The following is a 15,500-nucleotide window of genomic DNA, read 5'->3' as shown; positions in this document are numbered from 1 at the left end:
GAGAGGAGCTCTTGTGAGCACGTTGATTGTTTCTTTGCCGCCGCGCGAGCCTGCCGTGCCGTTGCAGGAATGGCAGTGGCCCGAGCTGCCGTTCACGCTCGTCGACAAGGCCGGCCACGTGCAGCGCGCCGGACGCGCCGCGCTTGCGTTGCTGCCGCGCGCGAATGCGACCGTGCTGATCGTCGCCGCGCGCGACGTGCTGCTGCTGGCCGCGACCGTGCCGCCGCTGAAGGGACCGAAGCTGCGCCAGGCGCTGCCCAACATCGTCGAGGATCAGCTGATCCAGGATCCGCTCGGCTGCCATATCGCGCTCGATCCGGACGCGCTGCCCGACGGGCGCCGCGTGCTGGCCGTCGTCGATCGCGCGTGGTTCCGCACGATCTGCGACGCGTTCACGGCGGCCGGCCACCGGCACCTGAGCGCGGTGCCCGCGACCCGCTGCCTGCCGGCGCCGCACGTCACCGCCGCGCCGGCCGACAGCGAAGTCGATGCCGCCGCGGTTGCTGCCGACGCCGTCGAGGCGCCGCCCGCCCGTCCGGCGACGGTGGCCGCGGTGCTCGGCCTCGCGGCAGCGGTCGAGCCGGTGCTCGTCGAAGCCGGCGCGCTGCCGGCTGCGGCCGGTGCGCCGCGCCTCGAACTCGCGGTCGCGCGCGGTGCGCTCGGCGAAGGCTTCGCGGCGCCCGCGTCGCGTGCTGCCGGCACACTGGCTGCGCTGGCAGGCGGCGGCGACGTCGAACTGTACGAACTCGGCGAACCGGGCGCGGAGCCGCGCCTGGCATCGGTCGGACGCACCGACGGCGGCCCGCTGCTGCCGGGCGCCGCGCCGCTGTCGTTCGACGCGTTCGCGCGGCGCGCGCTGACCGAGAAGTTCGACCTGTGCCAGTTCGAATTCGAATCGCAGCCGTGGCGCTTCGACCGCGCGACGGTGAAGCGCCTGCGCGTGCCGCTCGCGCTCGTCGCGGCGACGCTCGGCGTGGCGGTGATCGGGATGAACCTGCACTGGTGGAAGCTGTCGCGCGAGCGCGATGCGCTGTCCGCGCAGATCACCGAGACGCTGCTGTCCGCATTCCCGAAAACGACGACGGTGCTCGATCCGCCCGCGCAGATGCAGCGCCAGCTCGACCAGTTGCGTCTCGCGGCCGGCGAACTGTCGCCGAACGATTTCCTCGCGCTGGCGAGCGGGCTGTCGCGCTCGATGGGCGCACTGCCGCTGAACGGCATCGCGTCGCTCGACTATCACGACCGGCGGCTCGACGTCGGCTTCAAGCCCGAGGTCAAGGTCGATCCCGATTTCACGCAGCGCCTCGCGCGTAACGGACTGTCCGGCGAAGTCGACAGCAACACGGGCAAATGGACGATCCGGAGCCGCTCATGAAGACGGAACAACTGAACCAGACGCTGGCCCAGTTCTGGGGCGAGCGCTCCCAGCGCGAAAAGATGCTGCTCGGCTGGGGCGGCGCCGTGCTGGCGGTCGCGATCGCGTATTCGGTGCTGTGGTCGCCCGCGCAGGAAGGCCGCGCGCGGATCCAGCGCGAGCTGCCGACGATGCGCCGCGAGCTGGCGCAGATGACCGCGCAGGCGAACGAGGCGAAGTCGCTGACGGCCGCCGCGCAGGGCGTGGCGCCGACCGGCCTCGCGCTGAAGGACGCACTGACCGCGTCGCTGTCCGATCACGGGCTGCAGGGCGCGCAGGTGCAGATCGTCGGCAACGGCGTGCAGATCCAGATGAAGAACGTGTCGTTCCCGGCGTGGACGCAGTGGCTCGACGATGCGCGCCGGCAGTTCAAGGTGCAGGTCGGCGAGGCGCATGCCACCGCGCTGAAGGACGATGGCCAGGTCGACCTGACGGCCGTGATGCAACCGTCTACGCAGAAATGACGCAGTTGGACGACGCAAGTGGCGGTCGGCCGATGAGGCCGGGGATCAAGCGGCTCGCCACCGCATTGCCGTGGGTACTGGCGGGCGGCCTGGCGACGGCGGTGACGCTCGTCGCACTTGCGCCGGCCGCGTGGATCGCGCCGCAGTTCGCGCGCGCGACCGGCGGGCACGTGAATCTCGTCGATCCCGACGGGTCGCTGTGGCACGGCTCGGGCACGCTGATGCTCGCGCCGGGGGCTGACCAGAGCGCGGCGACGCTGCTGCCCGGCCGGGTCGAATGGACCACGCGCTTCTGGCCGCTGCTGACCGGGCGCGTGCAGATGCGCATGCGGCAGACCGAGGCGATGCCCGACGCGGTCACGCTCGATGCGACGTGGCGCGGCGCGGTGCTGTCGGCGGGCACGATGGCCGTGCCCGCGTCGCTGCTCGCGGGGCTTGGCACACCGTTCAACACGCTCGACCTGCAGGGCGACGTGCGGCTCGGCTGGAGCGACTGGCGCCTGATCGGCAACAACGCGTTCGGCCAGCTGACGGTGACGATCGAGTCGATGAGTTCGCGCGTCTCGCGCGTGAAGCCGCTCGGTTCGTACCGCGCGGTGCTGCAGGCGAAGGGGGCCGCCGCCGATCTCGACCTGTCGACGACGCAGGGCCCGCTGTTCCTCGACGGCCACGGCACCTTCGGCCCGGGCCAGGGCTCGTTCCGCGGCACCGCGCACTCGGCGCCCGAGCAGCAGGCGAACCTCGCGGGGCTGCTGAACCTGCTCGGTCACCCGATCGGCAACAACGAGGTATCGCTGATCTTCGGCGACGCGCAGCGCTGACGCGCGCGTCGCCCTTCCCTTCCTACTTCTGCGCGAGCGGCGCGGCGACCGCCGGTGCGGTGGCCGCGGGCGCGGCCGCACCGGACGCCGGCACCGGTGCAGGCGCCGCAACGTCGCCGTTCTCGCGCGCCATCTCCGCGACGTTCCAGCCGCCGCCGAGCGCCTTCACGAGCCCGACCGACGACGTCATCCGCTGCCCGGCGATCGTCGCGAGCTTCTGCTGCGCGGTGAACGCGGTGGTCTGCGCGGTCAGCACGTTCAGGTAGGCGACCGTGCCGGCCTTGTACTGGTTCGTGACGATCGCGAGCGAATGCTCGGCGCTGTCGACGGCCTGCCGCTGCACGTCGATTTCCTGCGCGAGGATGCGCTGCGACGCGAGGTTGTCCTCGACGTCCTGGAACGCGGTGAGCACCGCGAGGCGGTACGCGGCGACGTCCTGGTCGTAGGTCGCACGCGCGGCGTCGGTCTGCGCGGCGCGCAGGCCGGCGTCGAACAGCGTGGCCGCGAGCTGCGGGCCGACCGTCCAGAAGCGCGCCGGCAGCGTGAACAGCTGCGACCACACCGAGCTCTGGAAGCCACCGGTGGCCGACAGCGTGAGCGTCGGGAAGAACGCGGCGATCGCGACGCCGATCTGCTCGTTCGCGGCCGCCGCACGGCGCTCGGCCGCCGCGATGTCGGGCCGGCGCTCGAGGATCGCGGACGGCACGTCGACCGGCGTGATCGGCGGCTCGGCGGTGAGCGGATTCGGCGGCAGCGAGAAAGTGGACGCCGGTTCGCCGATCAGCGTCGCGATTGCATGCTCGTACTGCGCGCGGGCCACGCCGTTGTCGATCGATGCGGCCTGCGCGCTCTGCAGCTGCGTCTGCGCCTGGATCACGTCCGCACGTGCGGCGACGCCCTGCGCGTACTGGTTCTGCGTGAGTTTCAGCGACTGTTCGTACGACTTCACGGTGTCGTCGAGCAGCTTCTGCAGCGTATCGGACGTGCGCAGCTGGAAATAGGTCTGCGCGAGCAGCGCCTGCTGCGACAGCCGCGCGTTCGCGAGATCGGCCGCGGCGGCCGCTTCGCCGGCACGCTGCGCGCTGACGGTGCGACTCACCTTGCCCCACAGGTCCGGTTCCCAGCTCGCGTCGAGGCCGACGCTGTAGCTGTTGTTGATCGAGCCGGACGAACCGCTGCCGAAGCTCGACGACGAACCCGACGACACCGACGTGCGCGGCGTGCGGGCGCGCGAGCCCGACGCGGTCAGCCCGACGGTCGGGAAATACGCGGCCCGCGCCTCGGTGACGAGCGCGCGCGCCTGCCGGTACGCGGCCGCCGATTGCGCGATGGTCTGGTTCGACGCGTTGAGCCTGCCGATCAGCGCATCGAGCTGCGGATCGTTGTAGACCGTCCACCACGCACCGCGGTCGGTGCGGTCGGCGGGCTGCGCGACCTTCCAGCCGGCCGGCGCTTCCTTGTAGGCGGCGGGGATCGACGTGTCGGGCCGGTGATAGTCGGGCCCGACGGCGCAGCCGGCGAGCAGCACGGCCGTCGCGACGGCGACGGCGGCGCTCAGCGGGCGAAGGGCGCGCGGGAGGGAGGCGTACGGCATGGTGGTTTTCCTGTCTGGGCGCGACGTCCGGCGAGCGGCGTCGCGCGATGCGGTCGTCGTGCCGCTGGCGGACAAATGGTAACTGACGGCGGGAAAGCTGCGCAGCCCCAAGGGTACGGTGCACAAGGACAGGAATGTGTTACCGGCGCGAGCGGCCGGTTTACCGGCCATTACGGCCAGCTGACGGGAAGACAGGGATGCGACGCCGGCCGTGCGGGGCGCGGTCGGCGCTCAGGCGGTGCAGCCAGGAAGGCGGGGGACGCGCACGGTCAGCGGTCAGTGGCAGCGCGCGGGCAGCGGGAGCGGCTCGGCGGCGGACCGCCATGTCGACGGCTCCGTCGCGGCCGGCTGGCCCGTGCGGCGAGCGCCGTCTTTCGCGTTGCGCTGCCGGCGATGATCGAACCATGCGAACCCGAGCGCCGCGAGCGAGCCGCCCGGTACCACCAGCATCGTCACGTACAGCGCGATCTTCCAGCCGCGGTGCGGCCCGGAGAACGCATGATGAGCGGTATCGGTCAGGTTGCGGCGCAGCGCGCCGGCGGCATTTTTCAGGAACAGCATCGCGAACATCCTCGGGGTGCCCGCAGCGCGGGCGCATCGGTCAGAACATAGTCTCCGGCAGTGCAACATGCACGTCGTAACTGGTTGCCTCAAATAATATTGACTATGCAATCAATTTTCAAGATACTGGGCGCGTTTAAATCTGAAACGCACTATTGCTGCGTGCGCAATCGCATGACCGGCGGCCTCTACGATCCCGAGAACATCGCGCTGGAAACGAGCCTCGGCTATTACCTGTCGAAGGCGAAGCAGGCGCTCGTCGAGCGGATGGACCGTGCGCTCGAGCCGCTCGACCTCACCGCGCAGCAGATCGGCGTGATCCTACTGCTGTCGCGCGGCTATGCGCGCACGCCGTTCGAGCTGTCCCGCAAGATGTCGTACGACAGCGGTTCGATGACGCGGATGCTCGACCGCCTCGAACGCAAGGGGCTGGTCGCCCGCTCGCGCAGCGAGCAGGACCGTCGGATGATCGAGCTGACGCTGACCGAACGCGGCGCCGAAGCCGCGCGTGCGCTGCCGTCGCTGATCGCGACCGCGCTCAACGCGCAGCTCGACGGCTTCTCGGCCGACGAGCTCGCGACGCTCACCGGTCTGTTGCAGCGCTTCATCGCCAACGGGCCCGGCTCGGCCGGGTGCCCGAAACCCGACGACGAAGCGGACAGCTGATGTGCGCGGAGGCCCTATGTCTAGGTTAAACACTCGCTTATTTATCTGTCTGGGCAGAAGATGACAGGGCACGCGCTCCCTTTTTCCGTTGATCCGTTCCACCCGGCCGGGTTGCGCTGCGGCGCACACCCGTGCGTTGTGCCGGCGCGTCGCGCGCGCCGCGTCTAGGAGATTCCGATGTCCGCCACCACGGCATCCACCGCCGCCCCCGCCGCCGAACCCGCGCCGTTGTCTGGCGGTGCGCTCGCGCTGCTCACCGTCGGGCTCGCGCTCGGCACCTTCATGGAAGTGCTCGACACGTCGATCGCGAACGTCGCGGTGCCGACCATTTCCGGCAGCCTCGGCGTCGCGACGAGCGAAGGCACCTGGGTGATCTCGTCGTACTCGGTGGCGTCCGCGATCGCGGTGCCGCTCACCGGCTGGCTCGCGCGGCGGGTCGGCGAGGTGCGGCTGTTCACGCTGTCGGTGCTCGCGTTCACGGTCGCGTCGGCGCTGTGCGGCCTCGCGAGCAACTTCGAGACGCTGATCGCGTTCCGGCTGCTGCAGGGCCTCGTGTCGGGGCCGATGGTGCCGCTGTCGCAAACGATCCTGATGCGCAGCTACCCGCCCGCGAAGCGCGGGCTCGCGCTCGGGCTATGGGCGATGACGGTGATCGTCGCACCGATCTTCGGCCCGTTGCTGGGCGGCTGGATCAGCGACAACTACACGTGGCCGTGGATCTTCTACATCAACCTGCCGATCGGCATCTTCTCGGCGACCTGCGCGTATTTCCTGCTGCGCGGCCGCGAGACGAAGACGTCGAAGCAGCGGATCGACGCGATCGGCCTGGCACTGCTCGTGATCGGCGTGTCGTGCCTGCAGATGATGCTCGACCTCGGCAAGGACCGTGACTGGTTCAACTCGACGTTCATCGTCGCGCTCGCACTGATCGCGGTCGTGTCGCTCGCGTTCATGCTCGTGTGGGAGGCGACCGAGAAGGAGCCGGTGGTCGACCTGTCGCTGTTCAAGGACCGCAACTTCGCGCTCGGCGCGATGATCATCTCGTTCGGCTTCATGGCGTTCTTCGGCTCGGTCGTGATCTTCCCGCTGTGGCTGCAGACGGTGATGGGCTACACGGCCGGCAAGGCCGGCCTTGCGACCGCGCCGGTCGGGCTGCTCGCGCTCGTGCTGTCGCCGCTGATCGGCCGCAACATGCACCGGCTCGACCTGCGGATGGTCGCGAGCTTCGCGTTCATCGTGTTCGCCGGCGTGTCGATCTGGAACTCGACGTTTACGCTCGACGTGCCGTTCAACCACGTGATCCTGCCGCGGCTCGTGCAGGGGATCGGCGTCGCGTGCTTCTTCGTGCCGATGACGACGATCACGCTGTCGAGCATCTCCGACGACCGGCTCGCGAGCGCGTCGGGGCTGTCGAACTTCCTGCGCACGCTGTCCGGCGCGATCGGCACCGCGGCGAGCTCGACGTTCTGGGAGAACGACGCGATCTACCACCACGCGCGACTGTCGGAATCGGTGAGCGTGTATGCGCAGAACACGACCGACTACCAGGGCGCGCTGTCGCAGCTCGGCATCGTCGGCCAGACGGCCAATGCGCAGCTCAACCAGCTCGTCACGCAGCAGGGCTTCATGATGGCGACCAACGACTTCTTCCTGCTGTCCGCGTTCATGTTCGGCGCGCTCGCGGCGCTCGTGTGGGTCACCAAGCCGAGGAAGGGGGCGGGGCCGGCGATGGGGCATTGACCGCGCGGCGGGCGGCTGTTGCGCCCGCCTCGGCGGGCCTCACTCCCTTGCCCGCAACCCACCAAACGCCAGATCGTCACCCGGCGCGATCGGCAGCGTCGCCCGCGCCACGTCGAGCCACGCGCGCGCCGCGTGCGACAGATACCCCTTCTTCAGCCAGCCGAGCGCGATCGCCCACGTGATCTCCGGCTCGACGATCGGCCGGCACGTGAACTGGCCTGCGTCGAGCCGCCGGCAATACGGCTCGGGCAGCAGCGCGATGCCGACCCCCGCATGCACGAGCGCGGCCATGAAATCCCAGTGGCCGCTGCGGCTCACGATCGACGGCGTGAAGCCGGCCTGCCGGCACGCATCCAGCACCGCGTCGTGCAGCGCGAGGCTTTCCGCGTAGAACACGAACGACTCGCGCGCGAGATCCGCGAGCAGCACGGCCGCGTGATCCTCCCAGCGCGATTCGCGCGGCGCGACGAGCCACAGCGGCGCGCGCACCATCGGCAGCCGCTCGAAGGTGCCGGGATCGACCGGCTCCAGCAGCCCGCCGAGTTCCAGCTCACCCGACGTCAGCGCGGCCTCGATCATCCGCGCGCCCTGCTCGAACAGCTTCAGCTCGATGTTCGGATAGCGCTGCTTGTACGCGGCGATGATCGGCGTGAACAGCGAGCCGCCGAGCGGCGGGATGCCGATCGTCAGCTCGCCGCGCCCGAGCGTGCCGAGATCGTTCAGCTCCGACTGCAGCTGCGCCTGCGCGGCGAGCACGTCCTGGCCGCGCTGGAACACGATCCGCCCCGCGTCGGTCAGCACCATCTGCCGGCCGTCGCGCAGCAGCAGCGGCGAGCCGATCTCGTCCTCGAGCGCCTTCACCATCTTGCTGATGGTCGGCTGGGTCACGAACAGCTTGTCGGCGGCCGCCGTGAAACTCTGCTGGCGAACCACCTCGACGAAGTACCGCAACGCGCGCAATTCCATCGATGACTCCCCAAAGTGGTGCGGCGATCAGAAAGCGAATTCCGAATTGGAATGACAAGGATAGAGACAAGTCATTTTATTTATGGTTAGGGGAAACCCTATACTCCCACCATCAACGGAATATCTGTAGGGAGCCCGCCATGACCAAGCCGACCGCCGCACTCGCCGCCCGCCCCGCCGCTTCGGGCAGCCTGGCCCGCACGGGCCGGATCGCGCTGCAGGCCGCCGCGCTCGGTGCGCTGTGGATGGCGGTCGACTGGGCCGTGCGCAAGATCGGGCTGCCGATTCCGTCCGGCGTGATCGGCCTCGCGGTGCTCCTCGTGCTGCTGTTCTCGGGCCGCGTCGCGCCCGCATGGGTGAAGGACGGCGCGAACTGGCTGCTGTCCGACATGCTGCTGTTCTTCGTGCCGGCCGCCGTCGCGGCCGTGCAGTACGGCGGGCTGTTTCGCGAGGACGGCTGGCGCATCGCGCTGGTGATGCTCGCCGGCACCGCGTTCGTGATGGTCGCGGTGGCCGTCGCGGTCGATCTCGCCGCGAAGCTCGAGCGCCGGCTCGCCGTGCAGCGCGTGTTCGCCGAACGCCGCCGCACGCGCCTCACCGCCGCGTCCGCCCACTGAGCCGGAGCCTGCCATGCTTGCCGCATTGTCGAACCTGTCCGCCGACCAGGCGAACACCGCGATCTCGTTCGGCTGCTTCGTGCTGACGGTCGTGCTGTATTTCGCGTCGAAGCGGCTCTACGCATACAAGAAGACGCTGCTGTTCTCGCCGCTCGTGTTCGTGCCGGGCGTGCTGGTGCTGCTCGTCCTGCTGACCGGCATCCCGTATTCGGTCTACTTCCACGACACGCGCTGGCTGATGTGGCTGCTCGGCCCGGCGACGATCGCGTTCGCGGTGCCGATCTACGACTATCGCGACCTGATCCGTCGCCACTGGCTGTCGCTGTCGGTCGGCGTCGCGGTCGGGATCAGTGCGGGCGTGTGCGGGTCGCTGCTGCTCGCGAAGCTGCTGCACCTGTCGCCCGAGCTGCAGCGCTCGCTGATGACGCGCTCGGTGTCGACGCCGTTCGCGCTCGCCGTGTCGGACAAGATCCACGCGCCGAAGGATCTCACCGCGCTGTTCGTGATCGCGACCGGCATCTGCGGGATGCTGCTCGGTGAGCTGGTGCTCGCGCTGGTGCCGATGCGCACGCGGCTCGCGCGCGGTGCGCTGTTCGGCGCGGCCGCCCACGGCGTGGGCACCGCGAAGGCGCGCGAGATCGGCAGCGAGGAAGGCGTCGTGTCGAGCCTGACGATGATGATCGCGGGCGTCGCGATGGTGCTGATCGCGCCGCTCCTGACGCTGCTGCCGATCTGACCGGGCGCCGGACGCCCGCCAGGCGCCGGCCCGGCCTGGCGCAATCGTGCCTGCCGCCAGCGGCGCGGCAGGCGCCGCGCGGCGGGTACGGCGCTCACGCCCCACCCACCCACCCACCCACCCACCCACCCACCCACCCACCCACCCACCCCACCCGCTTCAACCGCCCGCCCCGGCGGCCCTTTCCGCCCCCACTTACCCTGCATCGAGCCGACACCCGGCCGACAATCGGCTGAGATAGCCGCAAATCCCCCCTCTTTTCCGCCCATCGGGCTCGGCCCGGATGCCGAACAATGCATGCTACGAGACATCACGCACGCATTCACATGGCCTCCACGACCGCAAACCCGACCGCCGACAAGCCGGCTTCCTCCGGCAAGTTCAAGCGCATCGCGCTGATCGCCGTCATCGCGCTGGGCGCGGCAGCCGCCGCAGCCGGCGGCATGTACGTGTTCCTGAGCAAGGAAGGCGTCGGCCATGCGAGCAAGCCCGCCGAGCCGGCGCCGCTGGCCGCGCCGGTGTTCTTCCCGCTCGACCCGCTGACCGTGAACCTGCAGTCCGACGACGGCGCGCAGCACTACCTGCGCGTCGGCCTGTCGCTGAAGCTCACCGACTCGAAGGCGCAGGAGCAGCTGACCGCGCGGATGCCGGAGATCCGCAGCCGGATCCTGCTCGCGCTGTCGAACAAGCATCCCGAGGAACTCGCGACGCCGGACGGCAAACGTTCGCTCGCGAAGGAACTGCGGGAGCTGATCGAGCAGCCGACGCAGCCGGGCAACCAGCGCGCGAAGGTCGACGACGTGCTGTTCACCGAGTTCGTCGTCCAGTAACGCGGCCGCGAAAGGAGCGCGTATGGGTCACCAGGAGTTCATGTCCCAGGAGGAGGTCGATGCCCTCCTCAAGGGCGTCACGGGCGAAGCCGATTCAGTCGACGAACAGCGCGACACATCGGGCGTCCGCCCCTACAACATTGCGACGCAGGAGCGGATCGTCCGCGGCCGGATGCCCGGCCTCGAGATCATCAACGACCGTTTCGCGCGCCTGTTGCGGATCGGCATCTTCAACTTCATGCGGCGCACGGCGGAAATCTCCGTCAGCCAGGTGAAGGTGCAGAAGTACAGCGAGTTCACCCGCAACCTGCCGATCCCGACGAACCTGAACCTGGTGCACGTGAAGCCGCTGCGCGGCACGTCGCTGTTCGTGTTCGACCCGAACCTCGTGTTCTTCGTCGTCGACAACCTGTTCGGCGGCGACGGGCGCTTTCACACGCGCGTCGAGGGCCGCGACTTCACGGCCACCGAGCAGCGGATCATCGGCAAGCTGCTGAACCTCGTGTTCGAGCACTACACGACCGCCTGGAAGAGCGTGCGGCCGCTGCAGTTCGAGTTCGTGCGCTCGGAAATGCACACGCAGTTCGCGAACGTCGCGACGCCGAACGAGATCGTCATCGTCACGCAGTTCTCGATCGAGTTCGGGCCGACGGGCGGCACGCTGCACATCTGCATGCCGTACTCGATGGTCGAGCCGATCCGCGACGTGCTCGCGTCGCCGATCCAGGGCGAGGCGCTCGAAGTCGACCGCCGCTGGGTGCGCGTGCTGTCGCAGCAGGTGCAGTCCGCCGAGGTCGAGCTGACCGCGAACCTCGCCGAGATCTCGTCGAACTTCGAGAAGATCCTGAACCTGCGCGCGGGCGACGTGCTGCCGCTGGAGATCGAGGACACGATCACCGCGAAGGTCGACGGCGTGCCGGTGATGGAATGCGGCTACGGAATTTTCAATGGTCAATATGCGTTGCGCGTGCAGAAGATGATCAGCGCGGGCGATTCGATGAAGGAAGGTGGATATGAGTGAGCTGAACCAGACGCCCGAGGACGACGCACAAGCGATGGCCGACGCGGCCCTCGCGGCATCGGCCGCCGCCGCACAGGCGGCACCGGCCGCGGCGGAGGAAGATCCGGGCATGGACGACTGGGCGGCCGCGCTCGCCGAGCAGAACGAGCAGCCGGTGCCGGCCGGTGCGACAGGCGCCGGCGTGTTCCAGCCGCTGTCGAAGGCCGCGGCAAACACGACGCACAACGACATCGAGATGATTCTCGACATCCCGGTCAAGATGACCGTGGAGCTCGGCCGCACGAAGATCGCGATCCGCAACCTGCTGCAGCTCGCGCAGGGTTCGGTCGTCGAGCTGGACGGCATGGCCGGCGAGCCGATGGACGTGCTCGTGAACGGTTGCCTGATCGCGCAGGGCGAGGTCGTGGTGGTCAACGACAAGTTCGGCATCCGCCTGACCGACATCATCACGCCGGCCGAACGCATCCGGAAACTGAATCGATGAACGTAGTAAAGCCCGGCCGCCGCGAGCGCGTCGCAAGCGTGGCAGCGGCTGCCGCGGCCCTTGCGGCGTCGCTTGCCTGCGTACCGGCCGGCGCCGCCGACATGAACGCGGTGAACCACCCCGGGTCGATCGCATCGAGCGTGATGGTCGGCTCGGCCGCACCGTCGCTCGGCTTCGGCGCGGTGCTGCAGACGCTGGTCGGGCTCGCGGTCGTGATCGGTCTCGTGTTCGCGTGCGCGTGGCTCGCACGCCGCTTCGGCTTCCAGCATGCCCGCCGCGGCGGCCCGCTGAAGGTCGTGTCGAGCGTCGCGGTCGGCGCGAAGGAAAGCGCGACGATCGTCGAGATCGGCGACACCTGGCTCGTGCTCGGCGTCGCGCCGGGCAACGTGCGATTGCTGCACACGCTGCCGGCCGGTTCGGCGGCGGCCCCGGTTTCCGCTGACGCGCCCGCCGGCGCCGCCCCGTCCGACGGCGGCCTGCCCGGCACGTTCGGCTCGCGGTTTCGCGACGCGCTCGCGGGCGAAGCCGCGAAGCGCCTCGGTCGCGGCAAGGACCGCTGACATGGCGCCGCGCCCTCTTTCCGACCCCGCATTCCGATGAAACACGCCTTCCTGCATCGCGCGGCGCGCTTCGCGCCCGTGCTGATCCTCTGCCTCGCCCCCGCGCTCGCGTATGCGCAGGCGAACGGCCTGCCCGCGTTCAACGCGAGCCCGGGCCCGCACGGCGGCACCACGTATTCGCTGAGCGTGCAGACGATGCTGCTGCTCACGATGCTGTCGTTCCTGCCGGCGATGCTGCTGATGATGACGAGCTTCACGCGCATCATCATCGTGCTGTCGCTGCTGCGCCAGGCGCTCGGCACCGCGACGACGCCGCCGAACCAGGTGCTCGTCGGCCTCGCGATGTTCCTCACCTTCTTCGTGATGTCGCCGGTGCTCGACCGGGCGTACAACGACGGCTACAAGCCGTTCTCCGACGGCTCGATGCCGATGGAGCAGGCGGTGCAGCGCGGCGTCGCGCCGTTCAAGACCTTCATGCTGAAGCAGACCCGCGAGACCGATCTCGCGCTGTTCGCGAAGATCTCGAAGGCCGCGCCGATGCAGGGGCCCGAGGACGTGCCGCTGTCGCTGCTGGTGCCGGCGTTCGTCACGAGCGAGCTGAAGACCGGCTTCCAGATCGGCTTCACGGTGTTCATCCCGTTCCTGATCATCGACATGGTCGTCGCGAGCGTGCTGATGTCGATGGGGATGATGATGGTGTCGCCGTCCACCGTGTCGCTGCCGTTCAAGCTGATGCTGTTCGTGCTGGTCGACGGCTGGCAGCTGCTGATCGGCTCGCTCGCGCAGAGCTTTACGTAAGCCGCGGAGGAACACGCACGATGACGCCCGAACAAGTGATGACGCTCGCGCACCACGCGATGATGGTCGGCCTGCTGCTGGCCGCCCCGCTGCTGCTGGTCGCACTCGCGGTCGGCCTGGTCGTGAGCCTGTTCCAGGCCGCGACGCAGATCAACGAGGCGACGCTGTCGTTCATCCCGAAGCTGCTCGCGGTCGCCGCGACGCTCGTGATCGCCGGCCCGTGGATGATGACGACGATGCTCGACTACCTGCGGCAGACGCTGCTGCACGTCGCGACGCTCGGCGTCGGCTGAGCCGCGCGCACCACCCGGCGACGATGTTCTCGGTTACCTACGCGCAGCTCAACGGCTGGCTCACGGCGTTCCTGTGGCCATTCGTGAGGATGCTCGCGCTCGTCGCGACCGCGCCCGTCGTCGGCCATGCGGCGGTGCCCATCCGCGTGAAGATCGGCCTCGCCGCGTTCATGGCGCTGGTCGTCGCCCCCACGCTCGGCGCGATGCCGGACGTCACCGTGTTCTCCGCGCAGGGCATCTGGATCGTCGTCACGCAGTTCCTGATCGGTGTCGCGATGGGCTTCACGATGCAGATCGTGTTCGCGGCGGTCGGGGCGGCCGGCGATTTCATCGGGCTGTCGATGGGGCTCGGCTTCGCCACCTTTTTCGATCCGCACACGAGCGGCGCGACGCCCGCGATGGGCCGCTTCCTGAACGCGATCGCGATGCTCGCGTTCCTCGCGGTGGACGGTCACCTGCAGGTGTTCGCCGCGCTCACCGCGTCGTTCCAGTCGCTGCCGGTGTCGGCCGACCTGCTGCACGCGCCCGGCTGGCGCACGCTCGCGTCGTTCGGCACGACGGTGTTCGAGATGGGGCTGCTGCTCGCGCTGCCGGTGATCGCGGCGCTGCTGATCGCGAACCTCGCGCTCGGCATCCTGAACCGCGCGGCGCCGCAGATCGGCGTGTTCCAGGTCGGCTTTCCCGTGACGATGCTCGTCGGGCTGTTGCTCGTGCAACTGATGATCCCGAACCTCGTGCCGTTCGTGGCGCACCTGTTCGACATGGGGCTCGACGCGATGGGGCGGGTGCTGACGGGCTGGCGCTGAGCGCGGGTCATTCGTCCCGACGTACAGGCGTTGCCTCGACCGAGTCATCAAGATTTCGTGTGGGTTCAGGGGCCGTTCATCCGGCCAATTGGCGACGAATCTACGGATTGACCCGGAAACAATGCGTTCGCGTTAGATGAGGATACTTGCCAGCGTGTTGCGGGCGGCATGGGCGGTGGCGACGACCAAAAAGGGACGACCACCAGGGTAATCACGCAGCACGAAGACCGTTGCGAAAATCAGCCCGCCCCATAAAGCGACTGCCACGTACAGGATGCTGTAGCCGTGCGTTGCACCGAACACAAGAGTGGAAACACCGATCGCTGACCAAACGTTCCCTCCGAATGTGCGGCGAAGCAACCGAATGGGAAGCCACTGGAAGAGAAATGTTTCCACTATTGGTGCAGCGAGCGAGCCAACAAACAGGCGCATCAATAGGTCGTACTTCACTATCTCAGGCAGCGCACCGGAGGACGGGCTGAATGGTAATCCGAACACAAATTGGCCACCCCAGACAAAAACACCAGCGACGTATGTGAGAACGCAAGTCAGAAGCGCGGAAACGAGTACCGGGCTATGCGAGATAGTGCGAATCACGCTGTTATCAGGGCAGTCTTTAATAGTCGACGACGATGAGATCGACCGGGGAGCGAGTCAATGCGTCAATCAGCCCCTCCCCGCTATTGCAGCAATGCGAGATGAGGAAATCCGGTTCCCATTGAGGCAGACGCTTCAGCATTTCGATTACGACCGGATGGTCGTCGGCAATGGCGATGGTGGTTAGACTCATTGGATCGTCGAAATGAAATATCAAGTCAGAAAGCGAACCGAACAGATTATGAGAAATCAGAGGCGGCACGTTGCGCAACGCGATGCGTCCTCGTCGACCAAGGCTATTGTCGTGATGTCATGCTTCCGTAGTTGATCTGGGCGCAATGGATGATCCTCTTCGTGCTTGCCAAAGCGTAATGCCGAGAAATCAGCATAGATAGGCCTATTGCCATTCCAACCTCCGGCGCAATCCGGCTGGGGGGCGCTCTTCGAGCATTCGCGTCGGATTCGTGGAAAACCCCTAAAGGAACCGCCAACCCGCGAAAGGTTGCAGAAGGTTTCGCCTCCCTATACTCGT

The 15,500-nt window shown here is 68.3% G+C and carries 19 protein-coding genes; 14 read left to right on the top strand and 5 right to left on the bottom strand.

Going from position 1 to position 15,500, the window contains the following annotated elements:
- The first annotated feature begins 13 nt into the window (after positions 1–13).
- Genes gspL through CFB45_RS00265 form a run of 3 tightly spaced genes read left to right on the top strand, consistent with a single transcriptional unit; the run spans position 14 to position 2,699 of the window.
- Positions 14–1,375 carry a type II secretion system protein GspL gene (gene gspL, locus CFB45_RS00275; RefSeq protein WP_089424126.1) on the top strand — a complete coding sequence of 454 codons (1,362 nt, stop codon included), beginning with the start codon at positions 14–16 and terminating at the stop codon, positions 1,373–1,375.
- Positions 1,372–1,878 carry a type II secretion system protein GspM gene (gspM, locus tag CFB45_RS00270; RefSeq protein WP_069249188.1) on the top strand — a complete coding sequence of 169 codons (507 nt, stop codon included), beginning with the start codon at positions 1,372–1,374 and terminating at the stop codon, positions 1,876–1,878. The genes gspL and gspM overlap by 4 nt, the downstream gene beginning before the upstream one ends.
- 32 nt (positions 1,879–1,910) lie before the next feature.
- Complete coding sequence (locus CFB45_RS00265; protein WP_089424125.1) at positions 1,911–2,699, top strand: type II secretion system protein N; 789 nt, start codon at positions 1,911–1,913, stop codon at positions 2,697–2,699.
- Positions 2,700–2,721: 22 nt separating this feature from the next.
- Here the strand turns inward: CFB45_RS00265 and CFB45_RS00260 are convergent, their stop codons facing one another.
- Both CFB45_RS00260 and CFB45_RS00255 read right to left on the bottom strand, forming a co-directional pair.
- The gene (locus tag CFB45_RS00260) at positions 2,722–4,293 is read right to left on the bottom strand and encodes an efflux transporter outer membrane subunit (protein ID WP_089424124.1); all 1,572 of its coding nucleotides are present in this window, start codon (positions 4,291–4,293) and stop codon (positions 2,722–2,724) included.
- 276 nt (positions 4,294–4,569) lie between these two features.
- Positions 4,570–4,854, bottom strand: a complete 285-nt coding sequence (locus CFB45_RS00255) for a multidrug ABC transporter ATPase (RefSeq protein ID WP_011350474.1) — start codon at positions 4,852–4,854, stop codon at positions 4,570–4,572.
- Positions 4,855–5,028: 174 nt separating this feature from the next.
- On the opposite strand from CFB45_RS00255, the gene CFB45_RS00250 reads away from it, so the two are divergent.
- On the top strand, positions 5,029–5,520 hold the full coding sequence (locus CFB45_RS00250; RefSeq protein WP_089424123.1) for a MarR family winged helix-turn-helix transcriptional regulator: 492 nt from the start codon (positions 5,029–5,031) through the stop codon (positions 5,518–5,520).
- Between the two features lie 177 nt (positions 5,521–5,697).
- A complete protein-coding gene (locus CFB45_RS00245) occupies positions 5,698–7,260 on the top strand; it encodes a DHA2 family efflux MFS transporter permease subunit (protein WP_089424122.1) in 1,563 nt (520 codons plus the stop codon).
- Positions 7,261–7,299: 39 nt separating this feature from the next.
- On the opposite strand, the gene CFB45_RS00240 is transcribed toward CFB45_RS00245, so the two are convergent.
- The gene (locus tag CFB45_RS00240) at positions 7,300–8,226 is read right to left on the bottom strand and encodes a LysR family transcriptional regulator (RefSeq protein ID WP_089424121.1); all 927 of its coding nucleotides are present in this window, start codon (positions 8,224–8,226) and stop codon (positions 7,300–7,302) included.
- A 140-nt stretch (positions 8,227–8,366) separates the two neighbouring features.
- Between CFB45_RS00240 and CFB45_RS00235 the strand changes: the two genes are divergently transcribed.
- From CFB45_RS00235 to fliR, 9 genes are all read left to right on the top strand, one after another.
- On the top strand, positions 8,367–8,843 hold the full coding sequence (locus CFB45_RS00235; protein WP_089424120.1) for a CidA/LrgA family protein: 477 nt from the start codon (positions 8,367–8,369) through the stop codon (positions 8,841–8,843).
- 13 nt (positions 8,844–8,856) lie between these two features.
- Positions 8,857–9,579, top strand: a complete 723-nt coding sequence (locus CFB45_RS00230; protein ID WP_069246735.1) for an LrgB family protein — start codon at positions 8,857–8,859, stop codon at positions 9,577–9,579.
- A gap of 293 nt (positions 9,580–9,872) precedes the next feature.
- Positions 9,873–10,409 (top strand): flagellar basal body-associated protein FliL, encoded by a 537-nt coding sequence (fliL, locus tag CFB45_RS00225; RefSeq protein ID WP_089424119.1) that lies wholly within the window; start codon positions 9,873–9,875, stop codon positions 10,407–10,409.
- Between the two features lie 22 nt (positions 10,410–10,431).
- Entirely contained in the window at positions 10,432–11,430 is a 999-nt protein-coding gene (fliM, locus tag CFB45_RS00220; protein ID WP_069246733.1) for a flagellar motor switch protein FliM, read from the top strand.
- Entirely contained in the window at positions 11,423–11,914 is a 492-nt protein-coding gene (fliN, locus tag CFB45_RS00215) for a flagellar motor switch protein FliN (protein ID WP_069246732.1), read from the top strand. The genes fliM and fliN overlap by 8 nt, the downstream gene beginning before the upstream one ends.
- Positions 11,911–12,474, top strand: a complete 564-nt coding sequence (gene fliO, locus CFB45_RS00210) for a flagellar biosynthetic protein FliO (protein WP_089424118.1) — start codon at positions 11,911–11,913, stop codon at positions 12,472–12,474. The genes fliN and fliO overlap by 4 nt, the downstream gene beginning before the upstream one ends.
- Before the next feature lie 36 nt (positions 12,475–12,510).
- Positions 12,511–13,272 carry a flagellar type III secretion system pore protein FliP gene (fliP, locus tag CFB45_RS00205; protein WP_046550042.1) on the top strand — a complete coding sequence of 254 codons (762 nt, stop codon included), beginning with the start codon at positions 12,511–12,513 and terminating at the stop codon, positions 13,270–13,272.
- A 20-nt stretch (positions 13,273–13,292) separates the two neighbouring features.
- Entirely contained in the window at positions 13,293–13,565 is a 273-nt protein-coding gene (fliQ, locus tag CFB45_RS00200) for a flagellar biosynthesis protein FliQ (protein ID WP_039351961.1), read from the top strand.
- Between the two features lie 23 nt (positions 13,566–13,588).
- A complete protein-coding gene (gene fliR, locus CFB45_RS00195) occupies positions 13,589–14,371 on the top strand; it encodes a flagellar biosynthetic protein FliR (RefSeq protein ID WP_089424117.1) in 783 nt (260 codons plus the stop codon).
- A 132-nt stretch (positions 14,372–14,503) separates the two neighbouring features.
- Here fliR and CFB45_RS00190 read toward each other — a convergent pair whose 3' ends face one another.
- Together CFB45_RS00190 and CFB45_RS00185 are read right to left on the bottom strand one after the other, a co-directional pair.
- Positions 14,504–14,968: a CPBP family intramembrane glutamic endopeptidase gene (locus tag CFB45_RS00190; protein ID WP_256976493.1), complete on the bottom strand. Its 465-nt coding sequence runs from the start codon at positions 14,966–14,968 to the stop codon at positions 14,504–14,506.
- A 19-nt stretch (positions 14,969–14,987) separates the two neighbouring features.
- Positions 14,988–15,239, bottom strand: a complete 252-nt coding sequence (locus tag CFB45_RS00185; protein ID WP_179255026.1) for a response regulator transcription factor — start codon at positions 15,237–15,239, stop codon at positions 14,988–14,990.
- Between the last annotated feature and the right edge of the window lie 261 nt (positions 15,240–15,500).

The sequence above is a fragment of the Burkholderia sp. HI2500 genome, from assembly GCF_002223055.1.
Taxonomy (GTDB): domain Bacteria; phylum Pseudomonadota; class Gammaproteobacteria; order Burkholderiales; family Burkholderiaceae; genus Burkholderia.
Note: the sequence above shows the minus strand (reverse complement) of the source record. Positions and strands in the feature narration are given on the sequence as shown.